Source organism: Flagellimonas alvinocaridis (assembly GCF_004916895.1).
GTDB lineage: Bacteria > Bacteroidota > Bacteroidia > Flavobacteriales > Flavobacteriaceae > Flagellimonas > Flagellimonas alvinocaridis.
Window position 1 is genome coordinate 83,808 of the sequence record NZ_SNTZ01000008.1, and the last position, 18,739, is coordinate 102,546.

The window sequence follows — 18,739 nt, forward strand, 5'->3', positions numbered from 1 at the left end:
ATTTGCCAATTGGCCAATCGTATTTTAACCTATTAAAGGAGGTTTGTCCGTTATAAAAGGTTGATGGTAATACCTCCTACCTGTAGCTTTGTACAGAGCGTTTGCCAAAGCACCCATAATGGGTGGAAAAGGGGGTTCGCCCATTCCTGTAGGGTCTATATCACTTTCTACAAAATGGGTTTCAACGGCTTTTGGCGCCTCACGATGTCGTATCAAGCGATAGCGGTCAAAATTGATTTGTTCCGGTGCACCATCTTTAAAGGTAAGTCCACTGTACATGGCATGCCCAATTCCATCAACAGCACCACCTTCAGATAAGTTTGATGCAGCATCAGGGTTTACCACGATACCACAATCTATGGCGGCAGTGACTTTTTGAACCACAGGAGTATCATTCTCCATAACAACATCCAAAACTTGGGCCACATAACTTTGATGACAGAAATAAGCCGAAACACCTCTGTGCACGCCGGCTTCATTTTGACCCCAATTTGCCTTTTCCCGAACCAATTTTAACACTCCCGCATATCGTGAAGCATCATAATCGTTGGATTCTGGACTACCCACAGGATTTTCTTCTGCCCTTTTCAAAAGCTCCAATCTAAAATCGATGGGGTCTTTGCCCATTTCCTCTGCCAATTCGTCTAAAAAGGATTGCTCCGCCCCGGCAATAAAATTAGAACGTGGAGCCCGGAATGCCCCTGTGGTTATGTTTGTGTCAACGGTGAAATCTTCTGCTAAATAATTATCAATGGAACCTGCTGGAAAGCGATTCGCAAAGAGCGGACTCTCAGGGATGCCTCCTGCCTTGACATGGAAACCAATCAAATTATTATCCGCATCCAACGCAGCACGGTAAGTGGCATAATACGATGGGCGATAAATACCTTGGGACATATCATCTTCACGAGTATACACCAGCTTCACAGGTGCACTCATCCTTTGCGAGATAACTGCAACTTCTACCATAAAATGGCCGTATAATCTACGTCCAAAACCACCCCCTTGGCGGGTCATCTGAATATCTACTTTTTCCAATGGAAGACCCAAACGTTCAGCAACGGCCACCTCCATCCATTCCGGGGTTTGTGTTGGCCCCAATAGTTCGGCATGGTCTTCGGTTACATTGGCAAAGAAATTCATGGGTTCCATAGTGTTATGGGCCAAAAACGGACAACTGTAGCTTCGTTCTATAACCTTGGCCGCATTCTTAAAGGCCTGCTCTGGGTTCCCATCCCTTCGGGCCACTTTTGCAGTACTGGCAATCAGTTCTTTCAACCTCTTGGTATGACTTTCCGAATCTTCCATACCGGCAGGATGTTTCACCTTCATCTCGTTTCCGAACAAGGTAAGATTTTGTGTGACCTCCGGGGCATCTTCCCATTCTACATTCAATGCTTTCTTAGCTTGGAATACTTGCCAAGTGGTTTCCCCAACCACTACGACAACTTCATTAAAGGCCGTAAAATGGAATGCCATTTTATCAAAATCGTCATCATATAATTTTACGGAAAAAACATCTCGAATACCGGGCATTTTTTTGACCTCCTCCGCATCAAAGGATTTCAATTGCTTTCCAAACGCCGGTGGGTGGACCAAAGAAGCAATCAACATACCTTCCCGCATCACATCGATACCAAATAGCGGTTTTCCAGTCACTATTTTTTTACCATCCACATTTTTACGGGATGTTCCAATAATGGAGAATTCTGAATTTTTCTTTAATTCGACCTCCTCGGGCACTTCTATTTGTGCAGCTGCTGAAACCATTTCTCCATAACCAGCAGAATTGCCACTGGCTTCATGCGTCAAAACCCCAGCTATTGCGGTAATCTCGCTAGCAGGAACCTGCCAAGCTTGGGCGGCAGCCTCTTTCAGCATATGGCGTGCTGTTGCACCTGCCATACGTAGGTTCTGCCAAGAACTGCTTATAGATCTACTACCTCCAGCAACTTGCCAACTATATAAATTGGTGTTGAGGGGTGCTTGCTCCACAACCACATTTTTCCAATCAATTTCCAATTCGTCCGCCACGATCATGGGCATGGAAGTTCTAACGTTCTGGCCAATTTCAGGATTGGGGGACATGATCGTTACTACGCCATTGTCTCCAATTTTTAGATATCCGTTGATTTCATACCACGTTTCGGGCATTTCCAACTCCATGGCAACGGCTTCGGCAACCTTAGGCTTGCAAGCATTAAAAAAGCTAAACCCAAGTACCAATCCACCCCCAGCCATGCCGGTATTTTTTATAAAGGCCCTGCGACCCAATTGTGTTCTTACTAGTGTCATTTTTTAAGGATTAGGGTGAATTAAGAGTTGTTTTCCGCAGCCAACTTAACGGCTTTTTTTATACGGGTATAGGTTCCGCAACGACAAATATTGCCATTCATGGCCGTAGCAATTTCATCATCCGTTGGGGATGAATTTCTTTTTAAAAGGGCTGAAGCGCTCATGATCTGCCCTGCTTGGCAATAACCGCATTGTGGGACATCAATCTCCAACCAAGCTTTTTGAACAGGATGGTCGCCGTGTTCCGATAAACCTTCTATGGTGGTAATTTCCTCATCGCCTACGGCGGATACCGGTAATTGGCAGGAACGTACCGCATTGTCTCCCAAATGAATGGTACAAGCACCGCACTGTGCAATCCCACAGCCAAATTTTGTGCCCACCATCTGTAAGTGGTCACGTAATACCCAAAGCATTGGAGTAGCGCCATCTACATCTACTGTTTGGGTTTTTCCATTGATTTTTAGATTATATGTTGCCATAATGAAAGCGTTTGCTTTAAAATACTAAATTATGTGTTTGGATTCTATCTAAATTATTGATTTATTATCGAGTAAACGTTAATTTTTCTTCTTCTTTCCAATTCGTTTGTTGGCACTTCCAAAACTATAGTTCAAGGATATGTTCCATGTAAAATCATCTTCCGGAACAATCTCTGTATCAATTGCTTTGTTAAAAATAGCCGAGATGGATACGGGAAAATCCCTTTTGGCCAGAGTCACAAAACCTACCGCATAGAATCCCTCCTTGTCATCCATTCTCAAATAATAGGTTTGAGGGGATATATTAAAATGGAGGTCTTTGGTTATGTTGAGGTTGTTGAAATAGGAATTCAGCACAAGAAAATTAGTCTGCTTTACGCCCTCGTCGAAACCTCTGCCATGTAGATAGTAGATACCAATTCCTGTATTTTCTCCCAATTTATAACTCGGAGCAATTTCTGCGGCCAGATAACGTCTAGACTCCAGTATCTCCTCGGACTGTCCGTCACGAATTACACTAACGGTCCTGAAATTCAACGCCGGGTGTGCCCCCACTCGAAGCGAAAATCGCTCTTTTTGAACGGCTTTATAGCGGAACCAAAACAAAAATGACCATGGTTTACCCTCTAGGGCAAAACGCATATCAGGTTCAAAGCTTAGTTTTCCCTTGGTAAATTTTAAATCGAACAACAAAGCCGGGTCTCCCAATGAAAAGGATGGGACCAATGAAATTCCGTTGTGCGTTACACTGGCCGAACCCCTGAAATCATCCAAAAATTTGCGCTCATCCTCTTGAGAATACCCCTGGTAAAATAAGGTTACAAAAAGTACGAGTAAAAGATTGGCGCTTTTCATTTTCGACTTAACTATAAATTCATTGTATGTTTTGCTTTACTAGCTTTTAAAGGGGCATTACTCACTCAACTTTTTTGCTACGCTGTCATAATATTCCTGGGTAACCACTTTTGTCCAGACAGTAGGTGTTTCTCCACCATAGATAGCGAGATAAGTCACATCACTATTCTTGGAAGACGAATGCCAATGTTCTGTGTCTTTTTCGCATCTGATTACATCACCCTCTTTCAGAACCGTTGGTTCCTTTCCTTTTTCTTGATAGTAGCATTCACCATCAACGATAATCAATACTTGTACAGACTCATGTTTATGCCAGTCCAAGGTGGAGTTCGCCTTAAATGTTGCCTTGGTAATGTTGTACGTTAAATCCCCATCTGCCTGCAAGACAGGATTTAACCAAGCTTCACCAATATAATGTGTGTTTGGTGCTTTGATACCTTCGGTGAAATAGGAAGAAACAGTGTATGCTGAATTTTGGGCAGAAATGCTTGCAGATATGACAAACACGATGAAGCAAATTATTTTTTTCATGATATTATTTTTTAAAGATTTTCCATCAAACCAAAAATATTCATCTATGTAAGTGGAAGTAATACCCAGATCACGGATGTTTATACCATTATTACGGATTTTAGGTGTTTGGGTTGATTAACTGACAATCAATCTCTTATCTTTAAATAAAATTTAACGATTAATGGAAAACGTGTATCACATAAAATCTGTAGCCGATTATTTTGCCTGGCGCAATTCTAAACCTGAACATCCGCTGGTGGGTATTTTGGATTATGAGCGTACAACCGCATATCCTGATTATTCGTATGACGGGCTACAGTTTGATTGTTTTGCCGTTTTCTTGAAAGATGCCAAGAATTGCAAGTTAAAATATGGTGGAGGGGAATATGATTTTGACGAAGGCTCCATGGTGTTTGTTGGTCCCGGGCAAAAAGTGGGAATCAGCTATGACCCAGATTATAAGCCAAAGGGCTATGCCTTGATTTTTCACCCAGATTTGTTGTTAGGGAGTGATTTGGGACAAAAAATCAGTAGCTATTCTTTCTTTTCCTACTCGGTCAAAGAAGCCTTGCACCTATCAGCAAGGGAGCGTGGGCTAATCTTAAGTGTTATCGATAAAATTCAATATGAATTGGAGCAAAATCTGGACAAGCACAGTAAAAAATTGATTGTAAGCAATATAGAACTCTTGTTGGATTACTGTCTTCGTTTTTATGACCGACAGTTTTTGACCCGTGAGATTCCCCATCAAGGAGCCTTGGAAAAATTTGATGCGCTACTCTGTGATTACCTGTCTTCGGAAAAACCCCAAAAGCATGGTTTGCCATCCGTAGGTTATTTTGCGGACCAGCTCAATCTGTCTCCCAATTACTTTGGGGATTTGGTGAAAAAGGAAATGGGCTATTCGGCACAAGAATACATTCAAAACAAACTTATTGATGTAGCCAAGGAAAAGGTGTTCAATCCCAATAAATCTGTAAGTGAGATTGCGTATGAGCTTGGGTTTAAATATCCTCAGCACTTTAGTAGATTGTTCAAAAAGCAAGTGGGGCATTCGCCCAAAGAGTTTAGAAGCCTTAATTGATCTAGAAGCAATGGCCAAAGAAAAAAATAACATTTTTGAGCTTATGCTTATTGGCGGCATTGTTCCCAAGGATCATTCCGGTTGGCCAAAGGCATGGAAGTTGGTGGATCGCGCCATAAAGCTTTCGGCAGATTTAAATACTTCTACAAGTGTTGACCAAATTCGAGAAAGACTTTCGGAACTTATTGGCAATCCTGTCGATAGCAGTACAATGGTATTTATTCCTTTCTATACCAATTTTGGTCGGCATATCAAACTTGGTAAAAATGTTTTTGTCAATCATGCTTGTACTTTTCTCGATTTGGGAGGAATTACTATTGAAGACGACGTACAAATCGGGCCAAAGGTAAATTTGATTACAGAAAACCACCCACTTGCTCCTTTGAACCGAAAATCCTTGGATTTGGGTTCTATTCTGATAAAAAGGAATGCTTGGTTGGGGGCGGCCTGCACTATTTTGCCAGGGGTAACTGTTGGAGAAAATTCGGTGGTCGCTGCCGGGGCTGTAGTAACCAAGGATGTACCTGACAATACGGTGGTAGCGGGAATACCAGCGAAGGTGGTAAAGCATTTGGATGCAAATTAATAGAACAGATATGAAAAAAAGTAACTTAATTACCATACTGATTGTTCTATTATTAGGTTCATGTAATAAGAGCGATATAAATAAGACTACGGTAGATCATGATAGTATGATGGTACGTATTGCCGAGATTGAAATTGAGCCAGAATCCCTAGATGGCTATTTGACAATTTTAAAAGAAGAAGCGGAAGCTTCAGTACGGTTGGAACCTGGAGTTATTTGTATCTATCCGATGTACCAAAACGACAACCCTAACCAAATCAGGCTACTGGAAATTTATGCCAATAAGGAAGCTTACCAATCGCATTTACAAACCCCATATTTCAAACATTATAAAACAGCTACTTTGCCCATGGTTAAATCGTTAAGATTGATAGATATGACAGCAATTGACCCAGAAACCATGTCTCAAATATTTTCAAAAATCAGCCATTGATTTTTCTTCGAACACCTAAGTAAGCATTTTTGGTTGCTTTTGAAGCTTCTCCTATTTACACACTATTTTTTTGGTTCAATTTCACAATTGACAGCATCATCTATACATCAGGGTATCATGGCCCAATACGATATATTACTGCATTATCTCCATCTGTAAGCGCATAAAGAGCACCGTCCGCTCCATCCAAAATGTCTCTAAACCTTCGCCCCTCACTTTCCAATAACCTTTCTTCTCCCACAACCACATTATCCTCGATGACCAGCCTTACGATGTGCTGACCACTCAATGCGCCCAAAAATAAGTTGTTGGTCCATTCTGGAATCAAATTGCCTGAATAGAAGTCTATGCCACTGGGTGATACAGCAGGATCCCAATAATAGACAGGTTGTTCCATTCCAGCTTCTTGTGTAATACCTGCCCCGATTGGATTACCGCTATATTCCAAACCATATGAAATAGTTGGCCAGCCATAGTCTGCCCCAGCTTCGATAAGGTTAACTTCATCTCCTCCCAGTGGACCAAATTCGGCCTCCCAAAGGTCACCGGTAACGGGATGAATTGCCAATCCTTGTACATTTCTATGCCCGTACGAGTATATTTCTGGTAACGCATCAGCATTTGATTCAAATGGATTTCCAGAAGCGGGATCCCCATTTTTGGTTATTCGCAATACCTTGCCCAAAGCAGCATCCAATTCCTGAGCTTCTGGTCGAGTTACCGAGCTAGATCTATCCCCTGTACTCACAAATAGATTTCCCTGTCCATCCCAAGCCAAACGAGACCCATAATGTGCGGTACTATTAAACTCTGGAATGGCCGTGTAAATCACGGTAGCATCCTCCATCTGATCTTCGCTATCGGACAACCTTCCTTTGGCCACGGCAGTAGCTGTTCCATCGGGTCCATTTTGGGAAAATGACCAGTATAACATCCTGTTTTCCTCAAAATTGGGGTCTACGGCCACATCCAAAAGCCCTCCCTGTCCAGAACTGTTTACCGATGGAATGCCGGTAATGGGTGACCCTAAAACTCCTGAAACCGAGACCAAGCGCATTGATCCAGCCTTTTCAGTCACTATAATCCTGCCATCTGGCAAGTTGGCCATTCCCCAGGGACTTGAAAGACCGGTTGCAAACACCGATGCGGTATATTCTGTTTGTGTTTGAACGCCTTCAATTCTTGTTTGTCCTTCAAAAGCAGGTGAATAATCGCTATTAGGGTCTTGTGTTTCCACTGGGTCCAAAGGTTCATCAGGAGTTGATGTATCATCGTCGTTGGTTGATGCATCGTCATCATTATTGTCACCAGAGCCATCAGGTTCTTCAACATCTGGAGTTTTTTTATCGTCACTTGAACTGCATGAAAGTTCCATACCCCCTACCAATGCCAAAAAAGCCAAAACTATAATATTCCTTATCCAAAAATTCATAATAAAATGTTTTTAAGTAAGTTACAATCCATTTGTTAACAAGACTATATTTTTAACTTTTATGTTAATCCGGAGTAGTTGCCTTCCCATCACCTATCGTACCCTGAAGTCAAAACATTAGCTATGTTCAACAACTATGGAAAAGAGATAGCTCTTGGAATAGGGCACTTTGCCAGCTGCAAAGTTGAAGTATCCCCACAAATCGGTTATGGGTAAATACGAAAGTCCAGCGTCATGGTCCACATCCTTATCCCTTAAACGGTATCGGACTATTTTCATGACTACACCCATTGCTACGAATTAAGATTGTACATACCGACCACAAGTACTCTATATTTGTAATAGTCAGGAAGTTTCAATACTCATATGTTAGCGACCATACTCATAATCGTTTACATTATCATTGGACTGATCATAGTAGTCAGTCTACTTCTTAATGGTGTACGACCCAGTAAAACATTGGCTTGGCTCCTAGCAATCTTCACCATTCCCATAGGAGGTGTTTTACTCTATCTTTTACTTGGTAGAAATCGAAGAAAGAGCAAGCTATTTTCATTACAAAGAGACTTATGGGAAAGAAACTATCCTCCAGATGGTACCGATACGGTCAAGATTTCTGAGTACAACAAGAAAATCTCCAATCTTATCTACAAGACTTCAAAATGCCCAGTTACCGAGCATAATAAACTTACCGTCTTAAAAGATGGCAGAAATACCTTTGAAAGCATTTTTGAAGCCTTGGAAAGTGCCAAGGAGCATATTCATTTACAATACTATATCTATGAAGATGGCATCTTGGCGGAAAAGCTATTGGAAATATTTGAACGCAAGGTAGCGGAAAACGTTACCATTAGGGTTTTATATGATGGTATTGGTAGCTATTCGCTCAGCAGGGAATACCTGAATAGACTTCGGAAATGCAATGTCGAGGTAGCACAGTTCCTCCCATTTAGATTTGGGAAATTTCTATCCTCATTAAACTATAGAAACCATAGAAAAATCATTGTTGTCGATAATAAAATAGGCTTTATCGGAGGTATCAACATCTCGGATAAATACCTTAAGGGAGACCCTCATTTGGGAAAATGGCACGATACACATTTAAGGATTGAAGGGGAGGCTGTAGACTATTTAAATGGACTTTTTATTACCGATTGGTATTTGGCCAGTAATAAAAAAGTGGATACCGCACCATTCCAAATAAAAAAGACGGAGAAAAAAGAAACTCCCATGCAAATAGTCCCAAGCGGTCCAGATGATGATTTTGCTGCCATAGAGCAGGTATATTTCTCCATCATGAACAACGCAAAAGAATATGTTTATATTACAAACCCTTATGTAATTCCAAACCACGCCATTCTCCAAAGTATGCAAACGGCTGCATTGAGTGGGGTTGATGTAAGGCTGTTGATGTCCTCTAGTACCGATATTAAATTGGTGGATTGGTGTGTCCGCTCCTACTATGAGTCATACCTAAAGGCAGGCATTAAAGTTTACCTATATCCGGACGGGTTTCTTCATAGTAAGGTAATGCTCTGTGATGACAAAATCGCCAGCATTGGAACCGCCAACTTGGACAACCGTAGCCTACAACAAAACTACGAGGCCAATGCCATTGTTTATGATGCCACACTTTGCAAGCAAATGAAAACCGACTTCTTACAGGACTGTTCCAAATCGATCATGCTAGATGATTATCAAATTTTCAGCAATCGCCCATGGACCCATAAATTAATAGAGGGCACTGCCAAGCTTTTAAGCCCAATCCTATAAAAAGTCCCTATCTACCCCAAATATGACCACTTCACAAAAATCAGGTTGCGCTGTTGTCCTAAACCAAAAAGGGAACTTTGCACTACAACCCAATATTTCTTGAGACAATACCATGACCTTTGTCATAAAAAAACAGGCATAATTGGTACTACCTTTATCTAAATTTAAATCCTTGGATATGCTCAATTCAGAAAAAATAGGGAACGAATTCTATCAAAATCTGGGAATGCTTTTTTACGCCGTGGCCATGGCCGATAATAATGTGAGGCCCATTGAAACAAAAAGACTACGGAAATATGTACGCCAACATTGGTTGGACGTAGATGACATTGAGGATGAGTTTCATACAGATGCTGCCTATCAGATTGAAATTGTTTTTGATTGGCTGGAAAGTGAGGAAAAAGATGGTGATGACTATTTTGATACGTTCAAAGAGTTCTACAAGGAGCATCCAGAAAAGTTCGCCCCAAAAGTTAAGACGCTCATCGTAGAAACCTCAGAAAGTATTGCCAATGCATTTGCAGGGAAAAACAAATCGGAGATGTTGGCTATCTTTAAGCTGAAACAGCTCTTTAACCATTGATATGATTTTATCCAATTTTATTGACCATACCAATTTAAAACCTATGGCGTCCTTATCAGAAATCCAAAAACTGTGCGGAGAGGCCAAAAATTATGGGTTTTATGCGGTATGTGTTAACGGTTGCCATGTTTCCCTAGCAGCTGAAGAGTTAAAAAACACCAAGGTGAAAATTGCGGCGGTCGTGGGCTTTCCACTGGGGGCAATGTCTACTGAGGCAAAAATCTTTGAAGCAAGGGAGTGTGTAAAAAATGGGGCGGATGAAATAGACATGGTCATCAATATAGGTTGGTTAAAATCCAATGAGGATTCCAAGGTCCGCAATGAAATTAAATCCATAAAACGGGTCATCGGGGATAAGATATTGAAGGTAATCCTAGAAAACTGTTACCTGACGACATCCGAAAAGGAAAAAGCTTGTACTTTGGCAGTTGAAGCAGGGGCCGATTTTGTAAAAACCTCAACCGGATTTGGAAGTGGCGGAGCCACTTTTGAAGATGTTATCCTAATGAAAAAAATAGTTGGGGATAAATTAGGTGTCAAGGCATCAGGTGGAATAAAGGATAAAGAGACCGCATTGAAATATATTGATTTGGGAGTCTCTAGAATTGGGACATCTTCGGGAATCATATTGTTGAACTGATCCATACCATGAGCATACACATAGAAGCCAAAAAAGGAGATATTGCAGATACCGTGCTTATGCCGGGAGATCCCCTGCGGGCCAAATGGATAGCGGAATCGTTTTTGGAGAACCCCATCTGCTATAACAAAATCCGAGGTATGCTAGGGTATACGGGAACCTATCAAGGAAAGAAGGTTTCCGTACAGGGAAGCGGTATGGGAATGCCATCTTCCATGATCTATTTTCATGAGCTCATTAAAGATTATGGGGTAAAGAACATTATTCGTGTAGGTTCCGCAGGGTCATACCAAAAAGAAGTGGAATTGAACGATGTGGTATTGGCAATGGCTGCTTCCACTACCTCGGGCATAAACAACTCAAGATTTATTAATTCCGACTATTCCCCCACCGCCAATTTTGAACTTTTCCAAAAAGCGGTGAACTATGCCCAACAACAAAATATTCCCATAAAAGCGGGCAATGTACTTTCCTCAGATGAATTCTATGTAGATGACCCCGAAGAATACAAGCTATGGGCCGAGTATGGAATTTTATGTGTGGAAATGGAAACAGCCGGTTTGTACACCATTGCTGCCAAATACAATGTGCGTGCGCTTTCTATTTTGACCATCTCTGACTCCTTGGTCACCGGGAAATCCCTTTCCGCCCTTAAACGTGAAACTTCCTTCAGGGATATGGTGGAAATTGCCTTGGCAGCATCCGTATCCTAGAAAGAACTTGTAGATGCAAGTCCAGCCCATTATTCGCCGAAATTTTTAAAAAAATTAATCCAAGATTTCCTTTTCGGTAAGAGCTTTGGATATGGCCATAGCGTAACCCACCATTCCATGATCATTTGGGTGTGTTCCATCCACAAAACTTTCCTTGCCCAAATTAATATCTTCCTTTTTCACCAAATGAAGAAAATTTATCCCTTGGGATTTAAGATAGGTAAAGGCCCTTTGGGTCGCCTTATTTAAATTTTCATAGATCTCAAGTCTTTCGTTTTGGACGAAACCATCTGAATATCCAGCATGCTCAATCAATAAAATGGGAACAGTATCGTTCGCAGCCCTGATCCGTTCAATAGATTTAATGATACTTTCCTCTGCCTTTTGGGAATCTCTAAAATTGGGCATACAATCCAAAACTATTATTGAAGGACTCGCTCTTAAAATAAAATCAATGACTTCCGGTTCCAGCTTTCCATTTCCCGAAAAACCCAAGTTCACAACCGGCTTGTCAATATATCTTCCCAAAATGGAGGTCCAGGCCAACCCTGGGCGTGAAGCACATGCTCCTTGAACAATGGAAGTGCCATAAACTACAATTGGGTTTTGCTCTTTGGTCTTGATGGGTTTAAAGATTGAATTTTCAGCTACTCCAATTCTTAACGATCTCACCGTATTGTATAAAGGAAGATATAGTCTAAAAGTTCTCAAACTTCCTTTTATGGCAGGCTTTATGCCATTATACCGGTAAGAAATTGTGTCTTTAAAACTATAGATGCCTCTAACCCATTGCCAGCCACTATTTTCGTCCATGGCATACAAATCCAATCCACTAACCCCTGTGGCAGGCATATGAGGGAATGAAAATTGATCTTCCACATCGTATTCCACAATTATGTCTGAAGCATCTGATTCGAAGTCGATATACAATCCTGCCGAATTTCTGGACAGTTGCCAAACAGGTTCCCTAACCTCTTTTTGCAATTCTTGGGGGAATCGTTGAAAAGAAGCCGTCCCTTGCGGCTCTAATCTCCCTTGAACAATCTCTTCAGGCACGTTCTCCCATTGCATGGCCAATTTTTCCTGACCAATAGAAACTATTGGAACATGCACCATTACTAAAATTGAAAAAAGTAAAATCTTGTTCCAATCCATACTTCAGATATTTATATCGTCAAAAAACTTTAAGACCATATTACAACCTTTTCCCTTCTTAATTCTTTTTTACACAATATTATTCAATCTTAATCCTAAACGTTGAGGCTGGCAATTTCTCTGAATTGATCAGATTAGCTTCCGTCCATGGCTGCCATCCATAGTATAAAAAATCAGGTCTTTTGGAAACTGGTATCACAATGTTATCATCCACAACAAAAGCTTCTATCGGGCTTTTTCCATCTACTGAAAAGCCTTTAATGGTTTGCCCGCCGCTTACAGAAAGTCCATGGCCATATTTGAACGACAGGATAACCTGGCCACTTTTATAAATGGCTTTTTTGGGAAGCGGTCCCGAAGGTATTACATCATGGCCATACACATCTTTTAAGGCCCATCTGGCCAAACGTTCCCCCACATCTTTCTTATTGGTGGGATGAACATCGTTCCTAGCCCCAATGTCACTTGACACAGCCATTCCACCATGCTTAATTCGGGCCAATAGGTTACGTTGTGCGTCCCGAAAAAGAGGCCAGTATTGTGACTTATATTGTATTGAGTCAATAGATGATAGTTGGACCCAATAAAAGGGCAAATCGGGTGTTTTCCATTTTTTCCTATAATCCAAGATCATTAGTTCTTGCAGGTCGGCGTATTCTTGAACCCGCTCAATTTCTTGGGCATTACTTTCTCCTTGATACCAAATTATGCCCTTTACGGGCATGTGTAACATGGGCTCTATTCCTGCGGAATAGACAAACCCAGGCTTATAGGCATGGTTTGGTCCCAAACTATCGGAAGGTATATTTGCTGCGGTCTTGGTATTTTGAGTTGCCCTTTCCCGCACCCAAATAGGTAGGTTGTCATTATGTATCCAATCTTTTCTGGCCTTCCCGGAAAAGCGAACATCATTTTTTAAGGTCGTTAGGCTGATGAAGGTTTCCAAAGGGGCTCCCCCAATGGACAAATTGATCAACCCAATGGGTATTTTTTCTTCTTCAACTATCTTTTTTCCAAAATAATAGCCCACCGCGGTCATTGTTTTTATAGTGCTGCTGTCATTCAATTGCCAGTTGCCCTCAAAAAACCTATCAACCTGTAACCTTTTTCCAATGGAATCGCTAAAAACCCTACCATAAACATTCTTGCCCGCATACGTAGGATTGTAGAACCGTAACGAAGTTTGGCCAACATTTTCGAGTTCCTCCTCAAAGTGCATCTCCTTTTCCATGGGCCATTCCATATTGGATTGCCCTATGCAAAGCCACACATCACCAATCAACATATTGGATAGAACAATTTTCTCCTGTCCTTGGGAAAAATGAACGGTACCAGGTGTATTGATTGCATCCCTTGCCTTAAAATGGACACTCCATGTTGAGTCCTTGGCCACTCGTACTTGTTTCACTTCACCGAAGAACTTTACACTCACCAACCTATCGGGTTCGCCCTTGCCCCAAAAATGAACGGGTTTATCCCTTTGAAGGACCATTTGGTCACTAAAGAAATGTGGTAAACTCAATTGGGCAGCAATCAGGTTGATTCCAAAAAGACAATACACAAATGCCAACCAAACCTTCATCCTTCAATTCTTTTCTTTGAACACCAAACTAAAAATGTAGCCCAAAACGAAACAGGATACCATACCAAAAAAAGCATACATTAAGAAACTGATTTCGGTATACGCGCTTATGTACCAAATCAATACCGCGCTGGATACCAATCCAAGAAGGGTACCAACACCATTGGCCCTTTTGGTAAGAATCCCCAAGAGAAACATCCCCCCTAGACCTCCAGTAAACAATCCTAGATAGCGATAGAATTCATCCCAAAGGGATTTAATATTGGAATTGGCCATCCAAAGTGCCAATACCATCCCCACAAGACCGGTGAGCACGGTTGCAATACGTGCAATCTTCAACAGTTTTCTGTCAGGAATGTCATTGTTGAAACGCTTATAGAAATCATTACAAAAAGCGGTGGAAACTGAATTAAGACTACTGCTTATGCTGCTCATTGCTGCTGAAAAAATACCTGCCACCAACAGCCCTGAAACCCCAACGGGAAGTTCCCTGACAATATACCATGGAAAAATGGAGTCATTGTTTGAAATGCTAGGAGACAATCGTTCCGGGGCTTCCGAGTAAAAAATGAACAACAAGGTTCCCAATCCAAAGAAAATAATGGTTGCCGGAAGTGTTAATACCGCATTGGTATACAGGGTTTTCTTGGAATTTTTCACATCACTACTGGTCAAATAGCGTTGTACTATGGTCTGATCCGTTCCTTGGGTGACCAAAGCCGACGCCAATCCACCAATGGTAACGACCCAAAAGGTAGCGGTCGTAAAATCAAAATCCATATTGGCTATATTGAACTTGTTCCTTTCCGAAGCATAGGAAACCATCTCCCCAAAAGAAGCTTCGGTATTCAGCAGTATCCAGACCACAGCCAAAATACTTCCTCCCAAAAGAACAATGACCTGCATCACATCGGTCCAAATCACAGCTTCAATACCACCAAAGGCCGTATACACAATACAAAGCAAACTCATGATGAGAATACAGGTTTCCACAGGAATTCCCGTTACAATGGTTATCGCCAACGAAGGCAATAAAAGTACAATCCCTATTCTCCCAAACTGGAATAGAATGAACGATAGACTACCAAAGGCCCTTGCCAAGTAGTTAAAACGCTCTTCCAGAAATTCATAGGCCGTGGTAATCTTAAGTCGATTGAAAAAGGGAATGAACACCATTGCTATTACCGGTGTGATGATGATTGCCGTCATATTCAGCATAAAAAATGACCAATCCGTGACAAAAGCTTTTGCCGGTATGGCCATAAATGTAATGGCACTCAACAGCGTTCCAAAGACACTGAGTCCACTGGCCCACCAAGGAATACGCCCCCCTCCAATGAAGTAATCGTTGGTTGACTTTTGTTTATAGGAAAAATACACTCCTATCAATAAGGATAACAATAAATAGGCTATCAGTACTATATAATTTGTGGTCCCAAATGGATTGGCAGCTTCTCCCAAAATCAGGGTTTGCACCATTGGTGTCCTGATGCCCGGGGAAATCTCGCCGGAAACAATTCTAAGCCCCTGATTTTCGGTCATTGGGAAAGAAAGGGCCGTTACAGGAAGGGGTCGGGGCAACGTATCGTACACAAACCACGTTTGGGTGATGGTGTTATAGGCCAATATCTCTCTTGAAAATCCAGGGTGGTTGTTCAAGATGGAGTCTCTTTTTCGAATCATTCCTCCAACAATGGAATCGTTTTGTTCCGATGGAACCTGCAAGGCAATCTCTTCCAACTTGTTGAACAGGATTTCATCCGATCCCCCATAAATCAAAAGATGCATGGAACCCATTGCTTGCCCTGATGCGCCCATGATAACCCTTGGCTTTCCATCAATGGCAATATTGCCTTCTTCCTGCCAAGTACCATTACCAAGATCATAAGAGACAAAAGAGGTCAATGGTGTTGATCTTTGACCTGAAATTTGGTTTCGGCCTCCAATGAGAAAGAGTTTTCGGGAGTGCTGGGTTTCTTGAGCCAATGCCACATGCAGTGCGCGTGGTTCTCCCGGAAAGTCAGGCAGTTTTTCCCACTTTTCTGATTCCAATGACATTCGGTAAAAAGCATTGGTACTTCTGTCATCGTTTTTCCCTCCAGCTACATACACATATCCTCCTTCAAGAACTGCTGTGGTATAGGCCAGGGGTTCAGGAAGAGATGGATAATCCGTAAAAGTGACTTTTCCGCTATCTGGGTCATATCCCATCAGAAAAACCAAATTACTGGTATTACTTGCATTTTCACCGCCAATGCATAAGATACCACTGGGTAATTGTACCGATGCCCCGTATGCCAATGGTTTTGGCAATTTCTCTTCAGCAATATGCCAAACTCCATTTTCAAAAAGGTAGATGTCATCGCTCCATACTTTCTCACCTCCCTCCCACGGTCGTCCATTGGGAAAATTGGCCCCACCAGCTGCCAAAATCACATCATCCAGTTGGCCTCCCAGCATTCCAGCGTATCCCAAAGCGGTTTCACCTTGCAATGTTGAGGGCAATGCAACTCCTTCTTCAATTTTAACCTTATCCGCTAACTGCTGTGCCCTGACATTACATCCAAACAATACGACAGTTGCAATCAATATATGGCCGACTATTTTTTTCATTCAGTAACCGGTTTAGTGGAAAATTCGATGCCTTGCTGCCCTATGGCAAAAGTGAACATCCAGTTTTGATATGAATTGGTCCCAGGCACTTTTATCTCTACTTCGTTCCATCCTTTTTTTAAAAACAATTTGGTGGGCTCCCTAGTCCAATACAGTTCTTCTTTTTCCCATGGTGTTTCCTGATCTTGGAATGTGCCCCAACCTTCCGTTTTTGTGGGTTTCCATCCGGGTTTCTTCCATTCTGGTGATGGCAGAGGCTGTCCATTTAACAAAACTGTACCTCCATTCGCATCCCATTTTCCCCTTTGGGGAATACCCGAATATACCCTATTGGCCCTGTATGGTGTTTCAAAACTTATCCAAGCATCTACTTCCTGTTCTTTACTGGAGTGAACATATGTTTTTGCAATATAAGTTTCTCCGGGTTGGGCCTCTGGAAATTGGCCTCCCTGTTTAAAACGATCGCGGATATAGACCGTATTACCGGATGCCATCTTCTTGACCATACTTTTTTGGGGCATCCCCACGGGGCCCGATAGTTCCCAAACTGTATTGGCCTGTGCTACATAGGGAAAGGGCTTATTCTTAAAATAAGCTTCCTTGTGGTGCATCAAGAATTTCTCGAACGCATCAAAATACCCATTTTCAACCGTTCCTTTTGGAGGTACCATCGTGAGATAATCTTTGGATGCCTTTTGCACATCGGCAGTCCAGGTGGTCCATGCGTAGGTGAGCAAGGAAGGATACAACGGATTGGTGGTGATGGCCTCTTGCTCTTCATTGAGATTGACATCGGGCCACAAGCAAATGATTCCCCCCAAGATTTTATTTTTTGAACCATTTCCAATAGGCTTAAAGAAAAGTTTTGGGATATGGATGAACGGATCGCCATTATTGATGTAGTTGTTCCAAGAGTCCACCTCCCTGTACCCTTTTTGGTCCACATAATCAGGTTTCCAAGTTTGACGGATAACGTCATCATCGGCTTCAAGTCCCGGGTTCCAAACCATGACCTCCCTGTCATGGTTCCGAACAAAGTTCACCATGTGATCCATAAATCCTTTGGGGTCCTCTATCTCAACTTCATCAGAACCAATGTGTAGGGTTGGACAGTAGCTTTTGGGAACCCCATTAAAAAACTCCTCCAAAATCCTTTCAAGAATTTTAATCCCTTCCCTTGACTCCATTTTATGTCCGGTAGCCGTTGTGAAGGCATCACTATGCCCTGGCATATCTATTTCTGGTATTACCTGTATCTGTCGTTCAGCGGCATATTCAATAAGATCTCGTATTTCAACATAGGTATAGAACATGCCAGGGTCTCGCGAAGGCCTATGGTTTTTGGGATCATTGAGTTCTGGATGGACCTTACTTTCAATACGCCATGCCGGTCTATCGGTCAAATGCCATTGGAAGGTATTCAGTTTGTACCTCGACATCACATCCAATTGTTCCTTGAGCGATTGGATACTTTGAAAATTTCTACCCACATCCAACATATAGCCCCTTATGGAAAAGGCAGGCCAATCTGAGATTGTGCATTGCTGTAGCAAAATGACATCCTCCTGATGGAAAATTAATTGTCTTAAGGTCTGTAGGGCATAAAATTGACCTTTCTCTGTAGCAGCGGTAATATGAATTGCCTTTTCCGTAACATTCAAATGATACCCTTCATCTGGAAGGGAAGGGTCTTTCTGGAAATGCATCAAATCCGTGGCTTTGTCATCCCTTAAGATTCCTGTGTCATGACAAATGGATTCCAATTCGTACTGAATTGACAAAGGCAAAGTTGAATCCGTCTCCACTCGAAAAGATGAAATCATTCGTACCGCTTTACCCCATTCCACCTTCTGCGGAAAGGGAATCAATTTTACAGGAGCATTATTCAGTGTTTCAACGGTGAACTTAGACTGAAAACTCTGTGAGCATACTACGTTGGTGGTCAATAAGGAAGTTAATATCCAACACAGGGCATAACCTTTTTTTAATCGCTCCATGGT

17 protein-coding genes are annotated in these 18,739 nt (G+C 41.9%); 7 read left to right on the forward strand and 10 right to left on the reverse strand.

Features of this window, described 5'->3' with window-relative positions; genetic code table 11:
- Nucleotides 1–24: 24 nt before the first annotated feature.
- The 4 genes from EZV76_RS13150 to EZV76_RS13165 all read right to left on the reverse strand — a co-directional run bounded on the left by EZV76_RS13150 (nucleotide 25) and on the right by EZV76_RS13165 (nucleotide 4,163).
- Nucleotides 25–2,295: a xanthine dehydrogenase family protein molybdopterin-binding subunit gene (locus EZV76_RS13150; RefSeq protein WP_136567025.1), complete on the reverse strand. Its 2,271-nt coding sequence runs from the start codon at nucleotides 2,293–2,295 to the stop codon at nucleotides 25–27.
- Nucleotides 2,296–2,315: 20 nt separating this feature from the next.
- Entirely contained in the window at nucleotides 2,316–2,777 is a 462-nt protein-coding gene (locus tag EZV76_RS13155; RefSeq protein ID WP_136567026.1) for a (2Fe-2S)-binding protein, read from the reverse strand.
- 78 nt (nucleotides 2,778–2,855) lie between these two features.
- A complete protein-coding gene (locus EZV76_RS13160; protein ID WP_201741865.1) occupies nucleotides 2,856–3,632 on the reverse strand; it encodes a hypothetical protein in 777 nt (258 codons plus the stop codon).
- Nucleotides 3,633–3,689: 57 nt separating this feature from the next.
- Nucleotides 3,690–4,163 (reverse strand): cupin domain-containing protein, encoded by a 474-nt coding sequence (locus EZV76_RS13165; RefSeq protein WP_136567027.1) that lies wholly within the window; start codon nucleotides 4,161–4,163, stop codon nucleotides 3,690–3,692.
- A 163-nt stretch (nucleotides 4,164–4,326) separates the two neighbouring features.
- Here EZV76_RS13165 and EZV76_RS13170 point away from each other — a divergent pair, with 163 nt between their 5' ends.
- From EZV76_RS13170 to EZV76_RS13180, 3 genes are read left to right on the forward strand one after another with little or no spacing between them, the layout of a single operon-like run.
- Complete coding sequence (locus EZV76_RS13170) at nucleotides 4,327–5,229, forward strand: helix-turn-helix domain-containing protein (protein WP_136567028.1); 903 nt, start codon at nucleotides 4,327–4,329, stop codon at nucleotides 5,227–5,229.
- Nucleotides 5,230–5,239: 10 nt separating this feature from the next.
- Nucleotides 5,240–5,815 (forward strand): DapH/DapD/GlmU-related protein, encoded by a 576-nt coding sequence (locus EZV76_RS13175; protein WP_136567029.1) that lies wholly within the window; start codon nucleotides 5,240–5,242, stop codon nucleotides 5,813–5,815.
- A gap of 10 nt (nucleotides 5,816–5,825) precedes the next feature.
- Entirely contained in the window at nucleotides 5,826–6,248 is a 423-nt protein-coding gene (locus EZV76_RS13180; protein ID WP_201741866.1) for a putative quinol monooxygenase, read from the forward strand.
- 115 nt (nucleotides 6,249–6,363) lie between these two features.
- Here EZV76_RS13180 and EZV76_RS13185 read toward each other — a convergent pair whose 3' ends face one another.
- Both EZV76_RS13185 and EZV76_RS17085 read right to left on the reverse strand, forming a co-directional pair.
- Complete coding sequence (locus EZV76_RS13185; protein ID WP_236640924.1) at nucleotides 6,364–7,680, reverse strand: PQQ-dependent sugar dehydrogenase; 1,317 nt, start codon at nucleotides 7,678–7,680, stop codon at nucleotides 6,364–6,366.
- A gap of 117 nt (nucleotides 7,681–7,797) precedes the next feature.
- Nucleotides 7,798–7,959: a hypothetical protein gene (locus tag EZV76_RS17085; protein ID WP_161594420.1), complete on the reverse strand. Its 162-nt coding sequence runs from the start codon at nucleotides 7,957–7,959 to the stop codon at nucleotides 7,798–7,800.
- A gap of 87 nt (nucleotides 7,960–8,046) precedes the next feature.
- Between EZV76_RS17085 and cls the strand changes: the two genes are divergently transcribed.
- From cls to deoD, 4 genes are all read left to right on the forward strand, one after another.
- Nucleotides 8,047–9,453, forward strand: a complete 1,407-nt coding sequence (cls, locus tag EZV76_RS13190; protein ID WP_136567030.1) for a cardiolipin synthase — start codon at nucleotides 8,047–8,049, stop codon at nucleotides 9,451–9,453.
- Nucleotides 9,454–9,631: 178 nt separating this feature from the next.
- Nucleotides 9,632–10,036 (forward strand): hypothetical protein, encoded by a 405-nt coding sequence (locus EZV76_RS13195; protein WP_136567031.1) that lies wholly within the window; start codon nucleotides 9,632–9,634, stop codon nucleotides 10,034–10,036.
- Nucleotide 10,037: 1 nt separating this feature from the next.
- Nucleotides 10,038–10,676: a deoxyribose-phosphate aldolase gene (gene deoC / locus EZV76_RS13200; RefSeq protein ID WP_136567032.1), complete on the forward strand. Its 639-nt coding sequence runs from the start codon at nucleotides 10,038–10,040 to the stop codon at nucleotides 10,674–10,676.
- A gap of 8 nt (nucleotides 10,677–10,684) precedes the next feature.
- Complete coding sequence (gene deoD / locus EZV76_RS13205) at nucleotides 10,685–11,389, forward strand: purine-nucleoside phosphorylase (RefSeq protein ID WP_136567033.1); 705 nt, start codon at nucleotides 10,685–10,687, stop codon at nucleotides 11,387–11,389.
- Between the two features lie 54 nt (nucleotides 11,390–11,443).
- On the opposite strand, the gene EZV76_RS13210 is transcribed toward deoD, so the two are convergent.
- The 4 genes from EZV76_RS13210 to EZV76_RS13225 all read right to left on the reverse strand — a co-directional run bounded on the left by EZV76_RS13210 (nucleotide 11,444) and on the right by EZV76_RS13225 (nucleotide 18,736).
- The gene (locus EZV76_RS13210; RefSeq protein WP_136567034.1) at nucleotides 11,444–12,544 is read right to left on the reverse strand and encodes an SGNH/GDSL hydrolase family protein; all 1,101 of its coding nucleotides are present in this window, start codon (nucleotides 12,542–12,544) and stop codon (nucleotides 11,444–11,446) included.
- 79 nt (nucleotides 12,545–12,623) lie between these two features.
- Nucleotides 12,624–14,126, reverse strand: coding sequence for a sialate O-acetylesterase (locus tag EZV76_RS13215; RefSeq protein WP_136567035.1), 1,503 nt, complete (start codon nucleotides 14,124–14,126; stop codon nucleotides 12,624–12,626).
- Nucleotides 14,127–14,129: 3 nt separating this feature from the next.
- The gene (locus EZV76_RS13220; RefSeq protein ID WP_136567036.1) at nucleotides 14,130–16,739 is read right to left on the reverse strand and encodes a sodium:solute symporter family protein; all 2,610 of its coding nucleotides are present in this window, start codon (nucleotides 16,737–16,739) and stop codon (nucleotides 14,130–14,132) included.
- Nucleotides 16,736–18,736: a family 20 glycosylhydrolase gene (locus EZV76_RS13225; RefSeq protein WP_136567037.1), complete on the reverse strand. Its 2,001-nt coding sequence runs from the start codon at nucleotides 18,734–18,736 to the stop codon at nucleotides 16,736–16,738. The genes EZV76_RS13220 and EZV76_RS13225 overlap by 4 nt, the downstream gene beginning before the upstream one ends.
- Nucleotides 18,737–18,739: the final 3 nt, after the last annotated feature.